We start from the raw sequence: 20235 nt of genomic DNA, 5'->3' as shown, positions 1-20235 counted from the left end.
TTTTTTTGTAACTGTTATATATAAAGTAAGGGCGAAAAGCCTGTTTTTCAAGACTTTCGCCCTTCATTATCATAGAAGAATCTTATTTACAGACTTTTTTTCATAGTCTCATAAAAATGTATACCCACAGGGAACACCGTTCTTCCTGTGGGTATAATTTATTTAAATCTCTTTCTGAGTCTGTATGTCCACCTGACACATCTTCATTGCATTCAGGGCATTGTCATGGCTTTCTTTTGTCACTCCTGCGCAAAGGTCCGCGTGGACGATCAATTTTGCTTCCGGAAGGGCTGCCTTTACCATGAGTGCATTGGAGATCACACAGATATCGGTGCACAGGCCGATGAATTGGATTTCTGCGTCCTTTCCCTCATATCTCTGTTTCAGCAGTTCGCACAGTTCAATGGAACCAAACGTATCTTTCCGACAGAAGTCCATCACTTCTGCCTCTGTCTCAGAGATGGCATCCATGATATCAGGATGCAGTGCCCATCCTTCTTCTCCCAGGATGCAATGGGGAACGGGCAGATTTTTACCTTCCTGTGTGCTGAGATAATCTTTGGAGTGGGTATCTAATGTTCCGTATATACTGCCTTTAAACTCTCTTATCTTCTCTGCTGCTGCCTCAACGATCTCCCTGGCCTCTTTGGTCCCCAGGGCGCCGTCTATGAAGTCATTCTGCATATCAACGACCACTAAAATATGTTCCATACAGTCTCCTATCCAATCCTTGCAGCCACAAGCTGATTGACCAGTTTGCCATCGGCTTTTCCCTTCACTTTCGGCATAAGGCTTTTCATGATCTTACCCTTGTCTTTTGCACCTGGAGCCTCGATCCCGAGTTCTGTGAGCACCACATCAATCTCAGCATTGATCTGTTCCTCACTCATCTCTTCGGGAGCAAATTCTTTAATGACCGCAAGGCGTATATTACATTCCTCAATAATGTCTGTGCGCTCTGCCGGACAGGATTCCAGAGTTTCTTTCGTCTGCTTCATCTCTTTTGCAATAATTGTATTTTCTTCCGCCTCCGTGAGGTCTTCTCTTTTATCAATCTGTGCATTTTTTAATGCGCTTAACAGCATGGACAAAGCTTCTTTTCTTGCTTTATCCTTATTTTTCATGGCTGCTACCATTTCTTTTCTGATTTCTTCAATCTTGCTCATAATGTCCTCCTGATTTTTTGTTTTTATTCTATCATATAATCCAGGAGAAATCACTTCCTTCTACCGTTTCTTCCTCTGTACAGATAAGCCAACAGTCTCCGTACCTTCGCATTTCCTTGTATGGTTTCTCAAGTTTCGGAAATTCTTTGCTTAAAAATGCATGTACATACAGCGGTTCTTTTTCTTTTTTTTCAACGACCGTATCTGCCGTTATATAAACGGTTCCCGTATCCAGTTTATTGCCCTTACGTCCCATAACCTTCATCTGTTCATATACATCGATACCCTCTGTCATAAACAAAAACAGTTTGAGTGGATGGACCCAGATACAGGTGTCGGATTCCACAACCATGTCACAGGGAATATTTCTTCCCTCTATATAATCCCTCAGTCTGTGCAGATCTTTGATCTCTTCTTTTGTTTCTCCTTTAATGATTCCCATTCCTCCGAGCTCCGTCATGTCCGCGATGCTTTTCTCTTCCATGATCATCACAGATTTGCCCTGCTCTTTTTGAAAATGAGCCTCCACTGCATTCTGAAGGGATGCCTCCAGATACAATATATCGACTTGCTTATCTGTTTTCAAAATCGGGTAATATGGAAACTCTATTTTTTCCTGCCATAAGGAATGCATCAAACCACCTCTTTTTTTATAGCATATGTATTTTGGCTTATTCTATACAAAAAAATGGAAGCACTGAACCACTTCCATTTTTCTGACAAATAAGTATACATAACATTTTTAAAACTCACATTTCCCCGCAGTCCTCGGAAACGGTATCACATCTCGGATATTTGCCATTCCCGTCACGTACATGACCATCCGCTCGAATCCAAGCCCGAAACCTGAGTGTCTGGCAGAACCGTATTTTCTTAAATCCAAATAAAAATCATAGTCAGATAGATTCATTTTAAGTTCTTCCATTCTCATTCGCAGTTTATCCAGATCATCTTCTCTCTGGCTGCCCCCGATGATCTCCCCGATCCCCGGCACCAAAAGATCCACTGCCGCCACCGTCTTTCCATCCGGATTCTGTTTCATATAAAATGCCTTAATCTCCTTCGGATAGTCTGTCACAAATACAGGCTTCTTAAATACTTTCTCCGTCAGATACCGCTCATGCTCTGTCTGTAAATCTGTTCCCCAGGATACCGGATATTGAAACTTATCATTGTGCTCCTTCAAAATATCAATGGCCTCTGTATAGGTAACCCTTGCAAATTCTGACTCCGCCACATGACGCAGGCGATCCAGCAGACCTTTGTCCACAAATTTATTGAAAAACTCCATTTCTTCCGGAGCTTGTTCCAGTACATATTTAATAATATATTTGATCATTTTTTCCGCCAACAGCATATTGTCTTTCAGATCCGCAAAGGCCATTTCCGGTTCGATCATCCAAAATTCCGCCGCATGCCTTGTAGTATTGGATTCCTCCGCCCGAAATGTCGGTCCAAAAGTATAGATATTTCGGAAAGCCTGGGCAAAGACTTCTCCATTTAGCTGTCCGCTGACTGTGAGACTGGTTTCTCTCTCAAAAAAATCCTCCCTGTAATCCAGCTTTTTGCCATGGGAAAGTTCCTCCAGGTCAAGCGTTGTCACCTGAAACATTTCCCCGGCACCCTCACAGTCCTGTCCTGAAATTATCGGTGTGTGCACATAAACAAAATCTCTCTCCATAAAAAACTTATGGATGGCGTAGGCGATCAGAGAACGGACTCTGTACACCGCCTGAAATGTGTTGGCCCTCGGCCTTAAATGGGCGATCGTTCTCAGATATTCAAACGAATGCCGTTTCTTCTGAAGCGGATAATCAGACGGAGATTCACCCTCCACTTCTACGGACTCTGCCTGTATCTCAAACGGCTGTCTGGCATCCGGTGTCTCTGTGAGAATCCCCTTCACGATCACCGCAGTTCCGACAGACAGCTTCTTCACCTCGGTAAAATTCGAAAGTTCTTTGCCGTACACGATCTGGATCGGTTCAAAAAAAGTCCCGTCATTGATCACGAGAAACCCAAAGTCCCTGGAGTCCCGGTTGCTTCTGACCCATCCGCACAGACTCAGTTTCTCCTGACTGTACTCTTTATACTGTTTATAAACCTGTCTCCCTGTTAATATTTGCAATTTTCTGCTTCTCCTCTTAAAATTTGAATAAATTCAATCCAATCTCACCGCTGTATTCCCGGTCCACAGTTCCTTCTATCTCTGTAAGCACCAATTCTCCGGTAGCGCTGATACAGGCTTCTGTGAGATGTCCTCCACGGACTTCTCCTGCTTCATTGGCGACACTGATATGGAAGTGTAAATAGGTTTCCCCATTCATGCAGGAAACATTACCGCTAAGTGAAACAATCTCCATATCTTCCTCATAGGTCTTACTTACATACTTCTTTTCTTTTGTCTTAAATAAACCTGCGGTTACTTTATTTACAGCCCCGATACCTGACAGAGAGCCCAGCTTTACATTTTCTTTTTCACATAAATCTTTGATTGATGATACAACCTCTTCTCCTTTTTCCAGCCTTATGACATATTGCTTTCCAAACTTACGGTATTCCATATGAATCCCTCCTCATATTCATGGTTTCAACGAGCAGTGTCTTTCATTATTATAGAACCAGTACAGCGATCTTTCAAGTAATGGTATATTCCGAAAATTTTCTGATCAGAGAAACCTGGAATGCAGCTGAAGGCCGGCGGCACCGCAGTGGCTTGCAAAATACTCACATACCGTATTTGCCTGAATATCCCATAACTCCTTATCAACACCGCCGCACAGCGGGACAAAAGTCACATGTTCCAAAGGAATCGAGGATGTGAATTTCATTGCTGTTTCTCTTGCCATTCGTCCGCCGGAAACTGCCGCATATTTCACATTGGGCAGCCTTCGTGCAAGATGCTTTCCTGCCTGGAGTGCTGTACATTCTTCCTCTGTGCTTCCCATAACCTGTTCCTTTCACTGAGCCTTACACATATTCAATATTAAAAGTTTTATTCGATATCTGCAGACACTTCAAATCTTCATATTCGGTTGCTCCGTGAGCCGTCACATATCCTTCCGGATACCAGACAAAAGTTCCCGGTCCATAAAGCTCATCTCCGGTCTGTAACTGTCCCTCCAGAACAAAAAAGCCATGGCCTGCCGTATGTCTGTGATTTATAGTCGTAAATCCCGCGGGATAATTCATATAATTAATCTGCATACCTGTCTCATTATCCAATAATAAAGCCTTTTTTCCAAATATTTTCCCTGTGGTTGTCGTCTGCCGGTAAAACCACGGCATCCGGTTTACATCTGTCACCTTTTTCTCAAGGGAATTTTGACTCTGTTCTCCCTCCTCAAGATATTCGATGGAAAATGCTTTATTGGAGATCAGCAGACACTTCAGATCTTCATATTCTGTCGCTCCATGTGCAGCTGCGATTCCTTCCGGATACCATACAAAGGTCCCGGGCCCATAAAGTTCACCGTCCGTCTCCAGCTGCCCCTCCAGCACATAGATTCCATGAGAAGTTGGATGTCTGTGAAGCACCGTTGTAAATCCTTTCGGATAATGCATATAATCAATTACCATTTCTGTCTCTTCATCCAGATGCAGACTCTTTTTCCCAAAAACCTTCCCTGTTCTGCTGTTGGCCCGGTAAAACCACGCCATTCTCCCCAAATCCTTTACCGTTTCGTCAATTATGTTATGCCTCTTGTGTCATTTGACACACTTGGAAGTGTTTTATTCTTATATAGCTGTAGCAAAAAGGGCAAAGCCGTAAAAATGGCTTTGCCCCTTAATAAATAAGATTGTTTTTATTCTTTAATCATCGTAAAGTCTTCCCAAGGAATATTGACCTCAGCACTTTCATTGATGATAGAATCAACATGCATCAGAAGTGGGAACTCATCCAGTGAAACGATTCCGCGTTCCGCAAGTTTTCTTACGGCACGTGCAGTTCTCGTTGCAATGACGATGGATTCCAGAGTCACACCCTGTAATTCTTCCATAGCATCATCGAAGCTTAATCCGCGTCCGAGAAGTGTTCCGATCTTCCTTGTTCTTCCGCCGAAAACCGTCACATACAGATCCCCTGCGCCGTGAATAATATTTTCCGGGCCTCCGCCGATCAGTTCTAAGAGTCTTGTCATTTCTTTTACGCTCTGTCCGAACAATGCAGCCTGGGAATTGTAGTGCTGGATACCGATCTTTCCTTCCATTTTTTCAGAAAGCCCGACAGCCAGAGTAACACCAAGTGCATATGCATTCTTCATGGCCACGGCACACTCCACACCTACTACGTCCTTAGAAAGAGTGATGTGATAGTAGTCTGTTGCCAGAAGCTCTTTGAACATTTTGAGAGTTTCCATGTTCTTTCCACAGAAAGCCACATGGCTGTGGTCGTGGTCTGCCAATTCATAGCTGGTACACGGACCGCCGATGGCATTGAGGTCAAGATGCTTTCCTTCCGGCTGGCGTTCCTCAAAGATCATCGGATATGGAACCAGGGTTCCGTCATCCAGATCCACCATGCCTTTTGTCACAGAGAGGAGCGGTACATTATCAGGAATCACCGGAAGAATCTCATCACAGAACCAGTCTAAGCCAAAGCTGCTGACACCGCAGAGTGCTGCGTCTGCTCCGTCCAGAGCCTCTTCTAATTCTTCAATCTGATAATATTTGATCCCGTCGTGCAGGGTCCTTTTTAAAGTGATATGGAAATTGTCTTTCTTTAATCCGTCAATAATGTCCCGATCCAGCGGGGAACCAACCAAGCGGACCTCGTGTCCGTTTTCCATCGCCGGAAATGTAATTGCTGATGCCATCTGTCCTGCACAAATAAATGTAATAACGCTCATGTTTTCCTCCTATAATGCTTATGCTGTTACTTTCTTTGTTGCCACAATATCTACTCCCAGTCCAAGAACATCTTTAATGATCACATCGCCCACATTCACCGGGGCCTTGGCTGTCACTTTGGTCAGCTCATCCATGATATCATAAATCTTCCCTTTCGGAATGTCTCCGTTTGTTTTCACAGGGACTCTTCTCGCTGTCTCTGCCTCAACCCTTACGGTAGACGTGATGACTCTGGTAGGATTGACTAATTCTTTTTCCCCGTATACGGCGCCTCTCGGACATCCGTTCCCGGTTACTTTATATCCGTTTTCTTCATCGACTTTTAAGTGACATCCTTTCGGACAAACAATACAAATTAAATCTGTCATGTTAAGCACCTACCTTTTCTACAGACACAGTGATCTCGCCGTTTTTCACCTTATCTAAAAACGCCTTTGGTATCACGATTTTTTCCATCTCCCCCGGAGCCATATGTTCCCGTTTAAAGGAAGCCAGCTCTTCTCCGCCGGAAGTCACCTTGATCGCCACATCGCGGTATACGTTGCGCACACGGAACATCACTTCCACCATCTTATCCACATTGGCAGGACGTATCTTCTGCGGCACCGTATATCCTACACAGTCTCCGTTTTTCAGCTCAATATATGTCTGGTCTTCAGCCTCTCCGTTCTTTACATACTCTGCTGCACTTCTTCCCGCCTTCTGGCTCTCCGCAGTTACAAAGTCTACCAGATCATGGACATGCACAACATTGCCGCTTGCAAAGATGCCTTCTGCGGATGTCTCCATGTTTTCAAATACGACCGGTCCGTTTGTTCTCGGGTCCATAGTAATTCCTGCTGCCCTTGTCAGTTCATTTTCAGGGATCAGGCCTACGGATAAAAGAACGGTGTCTACGTCAAATATGATCTCTGTTCCCGGAATCGGCTGGTTCTTCTCATCCACTTTCTGTACGGTAACCTGCTCCACTCTCTTATCCCCTTTGATATCCGTGATCGTGTGGGATAGATACAGAGGAATATCGTAATCTTCCAGACACTGCACGATGTTTCTTGTAAGTCCGTTGGAATATGGACAGAGTTCAACGCATCCCACAACCTTTGCGCCCTCTAAACTCATACGCCTTGCCATGATCAGACCGATATCTCCGGACCCTAAGATCAGGACTTTTTTTCCTACCATATATCCTTCAATGTTGACATATCTCTGAGCCGCACCCGCAGTGAAGACTCCGGCCGGACGGTCTCCCGGGATTGCAATGGCTCCCCTGGTCCTCTCCCGGCAGCCCATGTTTAAGATCAGAGCTTTTCCTTCCAGTACCATATAGCCGTTTTTCTTGTTCATGGCATGAACGCATTTTTTCTCTTCATCCACATCCAAAACCATGGTGTCCAGCATCACTTCAATATTTGTCTTGGCTAACATTTCAATAAATTTATTTGCATACTCCGGTCCGGTCAATTCTTCTTTGAAATAATGAAGCCCGAATCCATTGTGAATACACTGATTTAAGATTCCGCCTAATTCCTGGTCACGTTCTACCACTAAGATTTTATCGGCACCATTTTTGCTCGCTTCCACTGCTGCCGCAAGGCCTGCTGGTCCTCCTCCGACTACGATCACATCATATTTCATTATCTGGCACCTCCTGTTTTTGTTTCTCCTGTAATAATGTTCATTCCCACACGGTCCTGCGGAACGTCTTCCAGTGGAATGTTTAATTCTCTTGAGATGATCTCCTGCACTCTCGGGCCGCAGAAACCACCCTGGCATCTTCCCATGCCTGCGTTGCATCTTCTCTTGACTGCATCAATGGATGTGGCAGGGATCGGGCGGTGGATCGCGTCCACAATCTCCCCTTCCGTCACTGTCTCACAGCGGCAGATAATTTTTCCGTACAATGGATTTTCTTTAATCAGCGCAGCTCTCTCTTCATCACTCAGCTTCTTAAAACGATTTACTTTTCTCTCGTCCTTGATTTCTTTTTTTGCTTCCAGACAAAGTCCTGACTCTTCCATCATCTTTAACAGGTCAACTGCGATTGCCGGTGCGGAAGAAAGTCCCGGAGAAGCCATTCCTGAAATATTAAAGAAGCCTTTGTTTTCTTCATCTTCAAAAATGAAGAAGTCATCCTCTTTTGTTCTTGCACGGACTCCCGCGAAATTTCTGATGGATTCTCTGAAGTTAATTCCAGGCACGGATTTTAAGGCAGTATTTCTTACAAAGCTTAATCCGTCTGTTGAGGTTGACACATCGTCTCCGTCCGTTGGCTGTGAATTCGGCCCGACAATCAGATTTCCGTGTACGGTAGGCGATACGAGCACACCTTTTCCGTCTTTATTCGGGCACTGGAAGATCACATGGTTTACAAGTTCTCCCTGGCTTTTATCCAATAAGTAATACTCACCTTTATTTGGCTTGATGGTAAAGGATTTTTTATTCGTATATTCGTTTACTTTGTCGGCGTTGACTCCTGCCGCATTGCAGATATATTTTGCCTCAACGGTTCCGTTGTTGGTTTTAATTTCATAAGAATCATTGTTCTTTTTAATGTCCGTGACCTCGGTGTTCAGCTTAAATTCAACACCATTTAAGGCAGCCATCTCTCCGAGAGCGATTGCCAGTTCCCACGGACTGATGATTCCTACATTCGGGGAAAATAAAGCTTTGATAGCTTTCTCAGAAATATTCGGTTCTTCTTTTCTTAAGGTTTCCTGATCCCATATCTCCATATCCGGAACACCATTTTTCTCTCCACGCTGTTTTAACTCTTCTAATGTTTTTTCTTCCTTTTCTTCAAAGGCAACAATCAGGGCTCCGATCTGCTTAAATGGAACGTCCAGCTTTTTACACAGCTCTTTTATGTACTGATTTCCTCTGATATTATATTTTGCCATCAGAGATCCCGGTATCGGGTCATATCCTCCATGGATGATGGCACTGTTTGCTTTTGTTGTGCCGACAGCCACATCGTTTTCTTTTTCAATGACCACTGCATTTACATTATACTTTCCTAATTCATATGCGATGGAACATCCTGTAATCCCCGCACCTATAATTGCTACATCATACACTGTTCTTATCCTCCTTCGACTGAGTCCCTGTTTGTCTTACTGCCCTTATCTAATCATAATAATTTGGCCCTGTCAAACGTATGAAACCGCCATTTTATGCGGCTTTCACCTACTTTTGATTAATCATAAAACATTGATTAACAGGCCTTTTCTCCTTTTATTTTTTTCAGATCAGATACTTTCCCCTGTTTTCCTTGTGTTTGTTATTAATCATTAGTATAATATTAATAATCAATAAAAAGTTTCAATTAGTAATTTTTATTAATCAAAATAAATCGAAGATATTTCTACTTGACAGGAGGCTCATTATGGGAAAGAGAAATAAAGTCACAACAAGGGATATTGCTGAGTACACAGGACTCTCCCAGTCCAGTGTTTCTATGATTTTAAGCAGCAAGCCTCACGTTTCTTTTTCAAAGGAGACGGTGGATAAGGTAAAAGCCGCAGCCAAAGAACTGGGCTATAAGAAACCGGAGAAAAATGCGTTAAAAAAAGCATCCGCACTCTCTAAAACAATCATCGTTATCTGCCCTATTCTCTCTAATGGCTACTACTCCATGCTGATCCATTCCATCACAGAACGCGCCAGGGAATATGACTACACCGTATTTTCCGTATCCACGATCCGGGATGTGTCTCAGGAGGAGTATTACATAAAGATGCTTTCAAACTTTGACCTGAGCGGCATCATTTTTTTGTATCCTCCGTCTTCTAAGATTTCAGAGATCAATGCTCTGTCCAAGTCGGTGCCTATGGTCTCCATCGGTGACAAACCTGAGGGCTCCCGATTTGATTCGGTTGAACTGGACAGCAAAAAGCCCGGGTTCATACTCGGTGAATATCTGATCTCTCTCGGTCACACCCATGTATCTTTTGTTTCGGCACCAATCAAACAAAAAGAAATCGGAAGGCTTCACAGATTGGAAGGGTTGAAAAACAGTTTTAAGGCATACAACCTTGATTTGAATAATATCGAGGTTCTTTCCTCTAAGTTCTCTACTTATTCCAGATATACACCGGACAATTCCGAATACTTAAATGGTTATGATCTGGTTTCAAAGGCCTTGGAGAATCACACGAAATCCACTGCTTTTGTTGGGAACAACGATATGACTGCGTTCGGGATCATGTCTGCCATCACTGATCACGGCTATAAAATACCGGGAGACTTTTCAGTCTGCGGATTTGATAACATTCCACTTTCCGGGATGCCTCAGATCTCTCTTACAACCATTGAGCACGCAGCCGCTTTTAAAGGGAAGGAAGCCGTAGATATTATTTATAAGAAGAATACACAAAAAGACGGGATTTCAAAGCATCATTATATTATGAGGCTGGAATATGAACCGGAACTGATTGTCCGAAATTCCACGGGAAAGGCAAAAAACAGGGAATGCTTTTGACACATTCCCTGTTTTTTTATCATCTCTAATAATTCTTACTTTTTTAAATTCTGAATAATTTTTACGATTGCCACTATTGTAACTAATACAAGAAGGCAAGAAAGAATCATTGCCGGCATAATTGAAATACCCAATTTGTGTCCCTCCTTTAGAATTATATAATATCCAATTGCTTAAGAATGTTTATAGTATTTTTTTACTGTTCCATTCTGATTACACATTTTTAATTCTTGGTGACTGGTCTAATATTTTAATAAATGGTTATGTTTTTTCTTTTATTTTACATTTTTATTCTATAAAAAACAGTTTAGGTAAATTTTAAAAAATATATTTTTTGATATTATACCCTCTTCAACATCTTTTTACAAGTCACTCTTCGTATACTGTATTCTTAGCAACGCAAACAATGTTTTCTTCTGTCATCGTTTCAAAACAAAATTATGTCACAACCTCCGATGAAAAAGATAGCATTAGTCTGTATTTACATTCATGCAAATCATAAGCTATGATAAATACAGATAAACGTTTACTGCAAACAGCAGCCGCCCGGGAATCGGCTGCTGCCCAACAAAGGAGAGGTGAGCATGGCCGGCAAACTTCTTAATGATGAATTCTTAAACAACATTGCATGGGGACTTCCAAGTACAGCAAAGAAAGATGCGATCCGCATTGCAGGCAGACTTCTTGTATCCAACCGATATGTGAATCCCGGATATGAAGACAGCATGCTCGAACGTGAGCTTGAGCATAATACATATTTAGGGTTCGGCGTTGCCATACCTCATGGGAATGAAACTTCTCTGGACCAGGTATTAAAATCCGGAATCTGCATTGCACACTTTCCTGACACCATAGATTACAACGGAGAAAGTGTAACCTATGTGATAGGAATTGCATGTAAAGAAGAAGACACCATACAGGAACTTATGCAGATTACTGATATCCTCTGCAAACCGGAGGAATGTGAAAAACTATTATCTGCCACATCAAAAGAAGAATTCATCAGGATTATCAATGAGAATTATCTAAAAGAAGGAGAGTTATAGTATGGAACATGAAAAAACAACATTCTCCCAGAAGCTTCAAAAATTCGGAGCATTTCTGGCCGGAATGGTTATCCCAAATATCGGCGCATTTATCGGATTCGGTTTGATCACCGCATTCTTCCTTGAAACAGGCTGGACACCAAATGCAAAGCTTGCAAATTTAATCAGCCCGATCCTTAATTCACTGCTTCCTATCCTGATCGGTCACACCGGAGGTAAGATGGTCGGAGGAGACCGCGGAGGAGTCATTGGTGCATTGGTAACTGTCGGTGCCATCGTAGCAGTGCCGGGAACCCCGATGTTCCTCGCAGCCATGATCTTAGGACCTGCATCCGGATGGTGCATTAAAAAGTTTGATGCTGCCGTAGACGGAAAAATCCCCGGCGGTTTTGAAATGATCGTCAACAACTTCTCTTTAGGTATCATCGGCGGTATTCTCTGCTGTGTAGCTTACCTTGTATTCGGCCCTGTCATGGATACCGTGACTCAGGTACTCACAAACGGAGTAAACTGGATTGTAACTCACAATGTACTTCCTTTGTCTGCAATTTTTGTAGAACCTGCAAAAGTACTATTCTTAAATAACGCTTTAGACCACGGTATTTTTGGACCGATCGGTTACGAGCAGGTTAAAACTTTAGGACATTCAGCACTGTTTTTATTAGTTCCTAACCCGGGAACCGGACTCGGACTCCTGCTTGCTTACTGGTTCTTCGGAAAAGGCGAGATGAAAGAAGCCGCTCCCGGAATGATTCTTATTCATTTCTTCGGCGGTATCCATGAAGTTTATTTCCCATATGTATTAGCCAATCCTCTCACAATCATCGGTATGATCGCCGGCGGTATCGCAGGTACCGGTACATTTACGCTTATGAATGTGGGAACCGTTGCAACACCTTCTCCGGGCAGTATCTTCTCAGTCCTTGCACTGTCGCCCAAGAGTTCTATGATCGGTGTCATCGCAGGTGTGGCAATCTCCTGTGCGGTATCTTTTGTGATCAACGCCTTCTTTGTAAAACGAATGGTGGCAAAAGGAAAGGGAGAAGCTTCTTTAGGTCCTTCTGTCATTCCAAAAGAAGCCATGGGCTCCAGTGCTTCCAATACATCTGATGCCGTGACAAACGATTCTTCTCTCGGTGTTGCAGGCTTAGATCTTACAAATGTAAATAAGATTGTCGTTGCCTGTGATGCGGGTATGGGCTCCAGTGCAATGTCTGCTGCAGCATTAAAGAAAAAAGTAAAAGCGGCTGACCTCCCTGTTGAAGTCATCAACACTGCGATCTCCAAGATTCCGGATGACACAGATTTAGTGATCACACACAAAGAGCTGACAGGTACTGCAAAAGCAGCTCAGCCTAAAAAGCAGCACTTATCCATTACCAACTATCTTCAGGCTCCGGAATACGATGAACTTGTAGAACGTTTAAAAAACCGTTAAACTGAGTACTCTTGGTACAATCCGAATAATAAGCATAGCAATTGGAACGGGCGTTTCCTTCTGGGGAATGCCCTGTTCCGGTATTTTGGGAGGGAATTCAAATGAAAGCAGTTATGTATGGGGCAGGCAATATCGGACGGGGATTTATCGGTGCCCTGCTCTCACAGACCGGCTATGAAGTCGTATTTGTCGATGTAAATGACGACGTTATAAATGCCATTAACAGAGATAAAACCTATCCCCAGGAGATTGTGGGAGAAAACGGGAAAACTGTCTGGATTCAAAACATACGGGCCGTTGACGGAAAAGATGCTTCCGCTGTCAGTGATGAAATAGCATCTGCAAACCTTCTGGCTACTTCCGTGGGTGTCACTGTCCTCGAAAAAATCATTCCGGTCATCTGTGAGGGACTCACCAGACGCTGGGACAAAGATCCCGCCAACACACTGGATCTTCTGATCTGCGAAAATTTAATGGATGCCGATGAATTTTTATATGAAAAAATCAAAGACATGCTGCCCGCCAGACATAAAAAAACCTTGGATGAAAGCCTTGGACTTGTAGAAACTTCCATCGGCCGCATGGTGCCTGTGATGACAGAAGCTATGAAAAAAGGTGATCCGCTCCGGATCTGTGTGGAAGATTATGATTATCTTCCGGTTGACCGGGCTGCCTTTAAAGGGCCAATTCCTGACTATAAAAAAATAGTGCCTTTCAGCCCGTTTTCTTTTTATCTGGAACGAAAGCTGTACATCCATAACATGGCCCATGCTGTTACTGCATTTCTTGGAAAAATAAAAGGATATACATATATTGACGAAAGTATTGGTGATATCTATATACGAAAGCTGGTGGAAGGTGCTATGATAGAAAGTGCCATGATGATCTCAAAAAGGTATCATGTAGAATTTTCTGAGCTGAAAGCTCATATAGACAATCTGCTGTTCCGCTTCCAAAACCCTTATCTCCACGATACCGTGGAACGTGTAGGAAGGGAACCGATCAGAAAGTTAAAGCCGAAGGACCGTTTGGTAGGAGCACTGCGCGGCTGCGAACAGGAAGGCGTTCTCCCTGTTTATCTGTCTTTTTCCACAGCAGCTGCCCTATATAGTATAGCGGATGCTTCCGCTCACGAGCTTTTAAACGAGACATGCCAAATATCATCCGATGAACCCTGCGGCAACTATATTATGGCATTTTATGAACAGTTGAAAAATTCACCCAAAGATTTTGCATCCATTTTAAAAATGATTGACAGACAATACAATGAAATCAGAGGGCTCGTTGTTTAAATTCAATGATCGATTTTATCAGAGAGGAAGATAGGTGAAGATATGGTTATTTCTGACCGCGCAAAAGAAATTATCGAATATCTGCTGGATGCAACCGGTTATGTGAGGGTTTCAGAGATTGCAAAGGAACTGGGCGTCACAGAACGTACCGTTTACCGCGAAATGCCCGAAATAAATGACATCATGGAATCCTGTGATTTAAAGCTGGAATCTCAGTCCGGCAGGGGAATGCAGATCTATGGTTCCCTGTATAATATGAAACGGCTGGAGTATCTCTTTGAGGAGTCCAAGGTGGAACAGACTTATACCGCAAAAGAACGGAATGATCTGATACTTCTCATCCTTCTCCACGAGAATGATTATGTAAAGACTCAGTCACTGGCCATCGATCTGAAAACGTCTACGCAGACGATCAGAAACAGTCTGCACCAGCTGCAGAATTTCCTTGAAAATGATGATATTACCTTGATTACAAAACGAAGTGAAGGTGTTATACTAGAAGGGAAAGAAATATCAAAACGTCACCTGTTGATCAGCATAATTCTGAGAAATATTCCTCTGGATAATTTCTTTGACTGGATGAAAAACAAAAAATACAAAAGCTGTGCATTCATCAATCTCCTGATTCAATGGGATTATGAAGACACATTATCTGTCATCTATGATTTTCTGAATCCACTTATTTCAAAAAAGAGACTCAATGTATCCGATAAAGAATTCCAGGAGTTTTTGTTCCTCCTGTGTATTTTTATCAAAAGGCATTCTCTTGTAGATGAAAAGGAGGACGAGTTAAGGCTCTCCGTGGATATACCAAATCCTGAGCTGGAACTTTACAAAAGTATCAAACACCTGCTGGAACATAAGTTTCATATTAAGCTCTATGATACAGAGCTTAACTACTTCAACTGGATGATCAACCTATATACAGGACGCACTCACTACCATGTTGCAAATGATTCCAGCATTTTAAAACAGCTGGATCTGGTCACCCAGCTGATCGCCAGAGTAGAGGAACGGTTTGGTTTCCCATACAGCGAAGATGAGAACCTTGCCGAGAATCTTATGCTTCACATCAATATGGCCCTGGAACGGATCAGAAGCGGCATGAATGTATCCAATCCTCTCAATGACGATATTTATCAGTCCCATCCAAAGCTTTATGATATTGTGAGGCAGAGTTTTATAGAAGTTTTTAAACACACCTCCGTACCGGTGCCGGATGATGAAATAGGGTATATCGTCATCTACTTTATTGCATCGATGGAGTATCTGACCAAACAGTCCATTGAAGTCCTGGTCGTCTGTGCCTCAGGCATGGGTTCATCCAAGATGTTAAGAAGCCGTCTGGAGCGGGAATTTGCAGAGATCGACGTAGAGAAGATTATTTCTCTCCATAAACTCTCCGATGAAGACCTGTCTCGCTATGACCTGATTATTTCCACAGTACCGCTGGATTTAGGCGACGATAAGTACATCTGTGTATCCCCGCTGCTCAACGACAGGGACAAGGAAGAAACCAGAAAACGCATCAAACACCTCAATAAAAAAGGAGAACATCATGAATAAGATTTTCAACGCAGACAACATTGTTTTAAACAAACGCCTCCGGAATAAGGAAGACGCTATTGACGTGGCGGGTAAAGTTCTGGTGGAACAGGGCTATGTGGATCCAAAATATGTAGAATGTATGCACAAGAGAGAAGAAGTCATCTCTACCTACATCGGCAATAACGTAGCCATCCCTCATGGTATCGACGGTTCCGAAAAATACATAAAAGAATCCGGTATATCCTTTATTCAGGTACCGGAAGGGGTGAAATACGGCGATGACACCGTATATATCGTTATGGGTGTTGCAGGCAAAGACGGAACCCACCTGGATATCCTTATGAAGCTCTCTGAAGTAATCTGTGAAGAAGAAAATATCAAAAATTTAAAAGAAGCACAGACAAAAGAAGAAATCCTGGACATCATCGGAGACTTGACCGTTTAATTCAATCATTTAAGCCAGCTATAAATTACAAAAAGGAGATATATTATGTTAATTTTAATTGACGACGCAGACTTAACAAAAATCGAGGAACTCTATGCAATATATCCTTATGATGGAGTCACTACCAATCCCACGATCTTGGGCAAGACCGGAAATCCTGATCCTATGGACCAGTTAAAGAAGATCCGTGCTCTGATCCCGGAAGAAGCGATGCTTCATGCACAGGTGCTTTCAACAGAGACCGATGATATGGTAAAAGAAGCAAAACATATGGTTGATGCCATCGGCGGCAACATGTACATTAAAGTACCCGTAACTGCAAACGGATTAAAAGCGATTTCTATCCTGAGCAAAGAGGGAATTAACGTAACCGCAACCGCTATTTACGGTGTAATGCCTGCATTCATGGCTGCGAAAGCAGGAGCTAAGTTCCTCGCCCCTTATGTAAACCGCCTGGATAACTTAGGATACAATGGTGTGCAGATTTCAAAAGATATTCATACCATGGTCAGGGCTGCGGGATATGATGCGGAAGTCCTCGGTGCATCTTTCAAAAACTCTCAGCAGGTTCTTGAAATGGGCAAATTCGGTATCGGATCTGTCACAGTCAATCCGGATACCTTGAAAACCCTCGCATTCAACCAGGTTGCTGAAGGTGCCGTAAAAGACTTCATCCGCGACTTTGAAAACTGCTGCGGTGAAGGAAAGACTATGCTTGATTTCTAAAAAACGTTACAAAAAAACTCCGGAGTTCATGTTTTGCTCCGGAGTTTTTTTATTTATCTTATTATAATAATTCTTTGCGCAGTTCTTCTCCTGTTTTCGCACTGAGGTATGCAGGCGCAATATCAAATACAGTTTTGCATCCTGTCTGTCCTTCTTTGGCAAGTCTGTAAGCGGCCCTTGCATATGCCGCAATAACACTGGATGTAAACTCAGGATTAGAATCCAGCTTCAAACTATATTCAATCAGATGCTTATTTTCGTTTTCCCATCCGGTCTTTCCGCTTCTCAAAACGAATCCTCCGTGAGGAATGCTGCTGTGATCTCTTTTTAATTCTTCTTCACTTATAAAATGCACGGTTGTATCGTAGTCTGCAAAATAATTCGGCATATTTTTGATCTCTGACTCTATCATTGACGCATCTGCCCCTTCTTCCAGCACGACAAAACATTCTCTCGTATGTTTCTCACGGGTTGTAAGTTCAGGGTCCTCTCCGTTTCTTACTGCTTCCAGTGCTGTATCTACGGGAATTGTATACTGCTTTCCGTCTTTTACTCCATCTATCCGGCGGATTGCATCCGAATGGCCCTGGCTTACTCCTCTGCCCCAAAATGTATAGTCCTTTCCGTCTGGAAGGATCGCATTAGCATACATTCTGTTTAAAGAAAACATTCCTGGGTCCCATCCCACGGAAATAATGCCTACGTTTCCTCCTTCTTTCGCAGCTTTATCAACATTAGCGAAATGCTCCGGAATTCTTGCATGTGTATCAAAACTGTCCACAACATTGAATATAGAGGCATATTCCGGCGTCTGTACAGGAAGGTCTGTGGCGCTTCCGCCGCACAGGATCATTACATCTATTTTATCCTTCCAGTCTGCCGCATCCGCCACATTGCACACTACCGCCGACTCTGTAAGAATCGTTACATCTTGTGGGTTCCTTCTTGTAAAAACTGCAGCAAGTTCCATATCCGGATTCTGACGGACTGCACATTCCACTCCGCGTCCGAGATTTCCATAACCTAAAATACCTATACGTATACTCATATTTTTTCTCCTGTCTGTTTTTTTTCTTTTTTGATTATACTTGCTTGAATGGAATTCTGCAAGAATAAAACGTTCTGTAATTCATATTTTTTCCTGCTCTACACAGGGTCATCCGAAAATTCTACCGGATATCTTCTATATAAACAGATACTTATGAATACAGTTATCGTTTCCGCAGCTAAAAAAGACCACCAGATTCCTTTCATACCAATAAAATATGAAAGAATCCACATAAATGGCAGCAGAAGTATCAGCTGCCTCAGTATATTAATGATCAGACTGAATCCAACTCTCCTGGTTGACTGCATAAACGATGCAGCCATTGTGGCCGCCGCGGCAAATACATAACTTGTACACATAATTTTTAATGCGGGCACTCCAAATGTCATCATTTCATCGGATGCATTGAAAATCCTTAAAATCTGTTCCGGAAATGTCCAAAACAGAATAATGCTGATGCCTGTAAGGCCAATTCCTATTCCTGTTCCATATTTAAATGCCTGACGAAGCCTTGGCATATTTTTTGCACCATAGTTATAACTCATAATCGGAATACATCCTTGTACAAGACCATTTAAAGTCATAATGACAACTTGCTGCAATTTAAAATATGCCCCGAAAAATGCCACCCCAGTCGTGGAATATACAACAAGAAATATATTTGTAAAGTAAATCATAAATGCTCCCAGGGCATTCATGATAAAGGATGGAAATCCGATCACAAAAATTTCTTTTATCATCTGGAAATCAATATGAAAACCTCTTATTTTTAGCCTGACCTTTTGCTTTCGGAAAATAAGTACAATAAAGGCTAAAATCATGGAAAGCGTATACCCGCATACAGTTGACACAGCGGCCCCTTCGATGCCCATTTTAGGAAAATTGAAATAGCCAAATATAAGAATCGGGTCAAGTATAAAGTTCAGGACAACTCCCGCGATCTGAAACCACATGGGACCGATCATATTCCCTGTTCCCTGAAGAATCTTTTGAATACAAATATGTACCATACTGGATACTTCCAAAAAAGCACAGATTCTCATGTAGCGGACAGCTAAATGATATATTTCCGGATCGTCTGTAAAAGATGAAAAAAAAGGTTTTGTTATCACAAGCACAGCACCGGTAACGATGATTCCCATAACAGCTGAAAGCAATATACCATTTGTGACAACACTATTTGCCCTGTCCTGATTCTTTTGCCCAAGATTATCTGCGATTAGTACATTAACGCCGACACCGATCCATATGGACATCGCAATCATCAGGGTTGTGATTGGAAATGCCAGAGACACGGCAGTCAGTTCCTTTTCTCCAATCCATGAGACAAACATACAGTCTACAAAATTATACGTATACTGCATAAACATGGATATGAGCGGAGGTACTGCCATGGATACGATCAACGGAAACATCGGTCGGGTCTCCATCTTGTTCTTATGATTCATAATCCCTCCTTTAAATAAAGTACAAAGTTAGAAAGCCCACCTCTTCTCCCCAACCCCTCACTTTTTGAAATGCTTGACAACTTTTCGTGCCCAGATGCCTTAAAATATAAAAAAGCCGGATATCTTTCGATATCCAGACTGTCTTAGAGTTGCGGGGGCCGGATTTGAACCAACGACCTTCGGGTTATGAGCCCGACGAGCTACCAGACTGCTCCACCCCGCGTTATTAAAGTAAAAAGGCGCCAACCAGATTTGAACTGGTGATCAGGGAGTTGCAGTCCCATGCCTTACCACTTGGCTATGGCGCCATATAATATAGTATATGCAAACGTATCTAATTTATGATACGAAAAAATGACTCCAACGGGATTTGAACCCGTGTTACCGCCGTGAAAGGGCGGTGTCTTAACCACTTGACCATGGAGCCTTGTTTCTTTGACCGCTTCACGGTCTTTTTGACCTCCCCGAGCTGGGCTCGAACCAGCGACAACACGGTTAACAGCCGTGCGCTCTACCAACTGAGCTATCGAGGATCACTTCTTTTTATTCTTTCTCTTTTTTCCTTCGATTATTCCTCTGATGTACCTTCAAAACTACATACAGAACCTTTCATCAAACATCTTCCTTACCTTCTTTGGTTAAAGCCTCGACCGATTAGTAACAGTCAGCTCCATACGTTGCCGTACTTCCACCTCTGCCCTATCTACCTCGTCGTCTTCAAGGGGTCTTACTAGATTACTCTATGGGAAA

20 protein-coding genes, 4 tRNA genes and 1 rRNA gene are annotated in these 20235 nt (G+C 42.7%); 7 read left to right on the top strand and 18 right to left on the bottom strand.

The window, feature by feature from the left end; translation table 11 throughout:
- Positions 1-162 precede the first annotated feature (162 nt).
- The 11 genes from QGT46_RS15990 to QGT46_RS15940 all read right to left on the bottom strand — a co-directional run bounded on the left by QGT46_RS15990 (position 163) and on the right by QGT46_RS15940 (position 9091).
- Positions 163-711 (bottom strand): cysteine hydrolase family protein, encoded by a 549-nt coding sequence (locus tag QGT46_RS15990; RefSeq protein ID WP_024729002.1) that lies wholly within the window; start codon positions 709-711, stop codon positions 163-165.
- A gap of 8 nt (positions 712-719) precedes the next feature.
- Complete coding sequence (locus tag QGT46_RS15985; RefSeq protein WP_287519288.1) at positions 720-1166, bottom strand: GatB/YqeY domain-containing protein; 447 nt, start codon at positions 1164-1166, stop codon at positions 720-722.
- A 31-nt stretch (positions 1167-1197) separates the two neighbouring features.
- Positions 1198-1800, bottom strand: coding sequence for a hypothetical protein (locus QGT46_RS15980; RefSeq protein WP_148460215.1), 603 nt, complete (start codon positions 1798-1800; stop codon positions 1198-1200).
- Positions 1801-1908: 108 nt separating this feature from the next.
- Complete coding sequence (asnS, locus tag QGT46_RS15975) at positions 1909-3294, bottom strand: asparagine--tRNA ligase (protein ID WP_148460216.1); 1386 nt, start codon at positions 3292-3294, stop codon at positions 1909-1911.
- A gap of 16 nt (positions 3295-3310) precedes the next feature.
- Positions 3311-3730: a PPC domain-containing DNA-binding protein gene (locus QGT46_RS15970; protein WP_024729006.1), complete on the bottom strand. Its 420-nt coding sequence runs from the start codon at positions 3728-3730 to the stop codon at positions 3311-3313.
- A gap of 105 nt (positions 3731-3835) precedes the next feature.
- Positions 3836-4114: a sugar-binding domain-containing protein gene (locus QGT46_RS15965; RefSeq protein WP_270432201.1), complete on the bottom strand. Its 279-nt coding sequence runs from the start codon at positions 4112-4114 to the stop codon at positions 3836-3838.
- Between the two features lie 22 nt (positions 4115-4136).
- Positions 4137-4826: a cupin domain-containing protein gene (locus QGT46_RS15960; RefSeq protein ID WP_287519278.1), complete on the bottom strand. Its 690-nt coding sequence runs from the start codon at positions 4824-4826 to the stop codon at positions 4137-4139.
- Between the two features lie 146 nt (positions 4827-4972).
- Entirely contained in the window at positions 4973-6016 is a 1044-nt protein-coding gene (locus QGT46_RS15955) for a glycerol-3-phosphate dehydrogenase (protein WP_024729009.1), read from the bottom strand.
- Between the two features lie 18 nt (positions 6017-6034).
- The gene (locus QGT46_RS15950; RefSeq protein WP_024729010.1) at positions 6035-6385 is read right to left on the bottom strand and encodes a DUF1667 domain-containing protein; all 351 of its coding nucleotides are present in this window, start codon (positions 6383-6385) and stop codon (positions 6035-6037) included.
- A gap of 1 nt (position 6386) precedes the next feature.
- On the bottom strand, positions 6387-7652 hold the full coding sequence (locus QGT46_RS15945) for an NAD(P)/FAD-dependent oxidoreductase (protein ID WP_024729011.1): 1266 nt from the start codon (positions 7650-7652) through the stop codon (positions 6387-6389).
- A complete protein-coding gene (locus QGT46_RS15940) occupies positions 7652-9091 on the bottom strand; it encodes an NAD(P)/FAD-dependent oxidoreductase (protein ID WP_148460217.1) in 1440 nt (479 codons plus the stop codon). Before QGT46_RS15940 ends, QGT46_RS15945 begins: the two co-directional genes overlap by 1 nt.
- A 308-nt stretch (positions 9092-9399) precedes the next feature.
- On the opposite strand from QGT46_RS15940, the gene QGT46_RS15935 reads away from it, so the two are divergent.
- From QGT46_RS15935 to QGT46_RS15905, 7 genes are all read left to right on the top strand, one after another.
- Positions 9400-10494, top strand: a complete 1095-nt coding sequence (locus QGT46_RS15935) for a LacI family DNA-binding transcriptional regulator (RefSeq protein ID WP_024729013.1) — start codon at positions 9400-9402, stop codon at positions 10492-10494.
- Between the two features lie 584 nt (positions 10495-11078).
- Complete coding sequence (locus tag QGT46_RS15930; protein WP_148460218.1) at positions 11079-11540, top strand: PTS sugar transporter subunit IIA; 462 nt, start codon at positions 11079-11081, stop codon at positions 11538-11540.
- 1 nt (position 11541) lies between these two features.
- Positions 11542-12978 (top strand): PTS mannitol transporter subunit IICB, encoded by a 1437-nt coding sequence (locus QGT46_RS15925; RefSeq protein WP_148460219.1) that lies wholly within the window; start codon positions 11542-11544, stop codon positions 12976-12978.
- Between the two features lie 101 nt (positions 12979-13079).
- Complete coding sequence (locus QGT46_RS15920; protein WP_148460220.1) at positions 13080-14270, top strand: mannitol dehydrogenase; 1191 nt, start codon at positions 13080-13082, stop codon at positions 14268-14270.
- Positions 14271-14312: 42 nt separating this feature from the next.
- Positions 14313-15836, top strand: coding sequence for a BglG family transcription antiterminator (locus tag QGT46_RS15915; RefSeq protein WP_024729017.1), 1524 nt, complete (start codon positions 14313-14315; stop codon positions 15834-15836).
- Entirely contained in the window at positions 15829-16263 is a 435-nt protein-coding gene (locus QGT46_RS15910; protein WP_034550517.1) for a PTS sugar transporter subunit IIA, read from the top strand. The genes QGT46_RS15915 and QGT46_RS15910 overlap by 8 nt, the downstream gene beginning before the upstream one ends.
- Positions 16264-16308: 45 nt before the next feature.
- A complete protein-coding gene (locus tag QGT46_RS15905) occupies positions 16309-16989 on the top strand; it encodes a transaldolase family protein (RefSeq protein ID WP_024729019.1) in 681 nt (226 codons plus the stop codon).
- A gap of 61 nt (positions 16990-17050) precedes the next feature.
- Here QGT46_RS15905 and QGT46_RS15900 read toward each other — a convergent pair whose 3' ends face one another.
- The 7 genes from QGT46_RS15900 to QGT46_RS15870 all read right to left on the bottom strand — a co-directional run.
- Positions 17051-18037: a diaminopimelate dehydrogenase gene (locus QGT46_RS15900; RefSeq protein WP_024729020.1), complete on the bottom strand. Its 987-nt coding sequence runs from the start codon at positions 18035-18037 to the stop codon at positions 17051-17053.
- 98 nt (positions 18038-18135) lie between these two features.
- Entirely contained in the window at positions 18136-19485 is a 1350-nt protein-coding gene (locus QGT46_RS15895) for an MATE family efflux transporter (protein WP_148460221.1), read from the bottom strand.
- 149 nt (positions 19486-19634) lie between these two features.
- Positions 19635-19708: transfer RNA gene (locus QGT46_RS15890), tRNA-Met, on the bottom strand.
- A gap of 14 nt (positions 19709-19722) precedes the next feature.
- Positions 19723-19793 (bottom strand) — tRNA-Cys (locus QGT46_RS15885).
- A gap of 47 nt (positions 19794-19840) precedes the next feature.
- Positions 19841-19912: transfer RNA gene (locus QGT46_RS15880), tRNA-Glu, on the bottom strand.
- A 33-nt stretch (positions 19913-19945) separates the two neighbouring features.
- A tRNA-Asn gene (locus QGT46_RS15875) sits at positions 19946-20018 on the bottom strand.
- A 101-nt stretch (positions 20019-20119) separates the two neighbouring features.
- Positions 20120-20235 (bottom strand): 23S ribosomal RNA (locus QGT46_RS15870); the annotation flags it as partial.

Source organism: Anaerostipes faecis (assembly GCF_910574135.1).
GTDB lineage: Bacteria > Bacillota > Clostridia > Lachnospirales > Lachnospiraceae > Anaerostipes > Anaerostipes hominis.
The sequence above is the reverse complement of the archived record's forward strand: the minus strand, read 5'-3'. Positions and strand labels throughout refer to the sequence as shown.

Excerpts from the sequence above, each read along its gene's own strand:
- QGT46_RS15990 (WP_024729002.1), bottom strand. The coding sequence starts at position 711 with ATGGAACATATTTTAGTGGTCGTTGATATGCAGAATGACTTCATAGAC.
- QGT46_RS15985 (WP_287519288.1), bottom strand. The coding sequence starts at position 1,166 with ATGAGCAAGATTGAAGAAATCAGAAAAGAAATGGTAGCAGCCATGAAA.
- QGT46_RS15980 (WP_148460215.1), bottom strand. The coding sequence starts at position 1,800 with ATGCATTCCTTATGGCAGGAAAAAATAGAGTTTCCATATTACCCGATT.
- QGT46_RS15970 (WP_024729006.1), bottom strand. The coding sequence starts at position 3,730 with ATGGAATACCGTAAGTTTGGAAAGCAATATGTCATAAGGCTGGAAAAA.
- QGT46_RS15965 (WP_270432201.1), bottom strand. The coding sequence starts at position 4,114 with ATGGGAAGCACAGAGGAAGAATGTACAGCACTCCAGGCAGGAAAGCAT.
- QGT46_RS15960 (WP_287519278.1), bottom strand. The coding sequence starts at position 4,826 with ATGGCGTGGTTTTACCGGGCCAACAGCAGAACAGGGAAGGTTTTTGGG.
- QGT46_RS15955 (WP_024729009.1), bottom strand. The coding sequence starts at position 6,016 with ATGAGCGTTATTACATTTATTTGTGCAGGACAGATGGCATCAGCAATT.
- QGT46_RS15950 (WP_024729010.1), bottom strand. The coding sequence starts at position 6,385 with ATGACAGATTTAATTTGTATTGTTTGTCCGAAAGGATGTCACTTAAAA.
- QGT46_RS15945 (WP_024729011.1), bottom strand. The coding sequence starts at position 7,652 with ATGAAATATGATGTGATCGTAGTCGGAGGAGGACCAGCAGGCCTTGCG.
- QGT46_RS15935 (WP_024729013.1), top strand. The coding sequence starts at position 9,400 with ATGGGAAAGAGAAATAAAGTCACAACAAGGGATATTGCTGAGTACACA.
- QGT46_RS15930 (WP_148460218.1), top strand. The coding sequence starts at position 11,079 with ATGGCCGGCAAACTTCTTAATGATGAATTCTTAAACAACATTGCATGG.
- QGT46_RS15925 (WP_148460219.1), top strand. The coding sequence starts at position 11,542 with ATGGAACATGAAAAAACAACATTCTCCCAGAAGCTTCAAAAATTCGGA.
- QGT46_RS15920 (WP_148460220.1), top strand. The coding sequence starts at position 13,080 with ATGAAAGCAGTTATGTATGGGGCAGGCAATATCGGACGGGGATTTATC.
- QGT46_RS15915 (WP_024729017.1), top strand. The coding sequence starts at position 14,313 with ATGGTTATTTCTGACCGCGCAAAAGAAATTATCGAATATCTGCTGGAT.
- QGT46_RS15910 (WP_034550517.1), top strand. The coding sequence starts at position 15,829 with ATGAATAAGATTTTCAACGCAGACAACATTGTTTTAAACAAACGCCTC.
- QGT46_RS15905 (WP_024729019.1), top strand. The coding sequence starts at position 16,309 with ATGTTAATTTTAATTGACGACGCAGACTTAACAAAAATCGAGGAACTC.
- QGT46_RS15900 (WP_024729020.1), bottom strand. The coding sequence starts at position 18,037 with ATGAGTATACGTATAGGTATTTTAGGTTATGGAAATCTCGGACGCGGA.
- QGT46_RS15895 (WP_148460221.1), bottom strand. The coding sequence starts at position 19,485 with ATGAATCATAAGAACAAGATGGAGACCCGACCGATGTTTCCGTTGATC.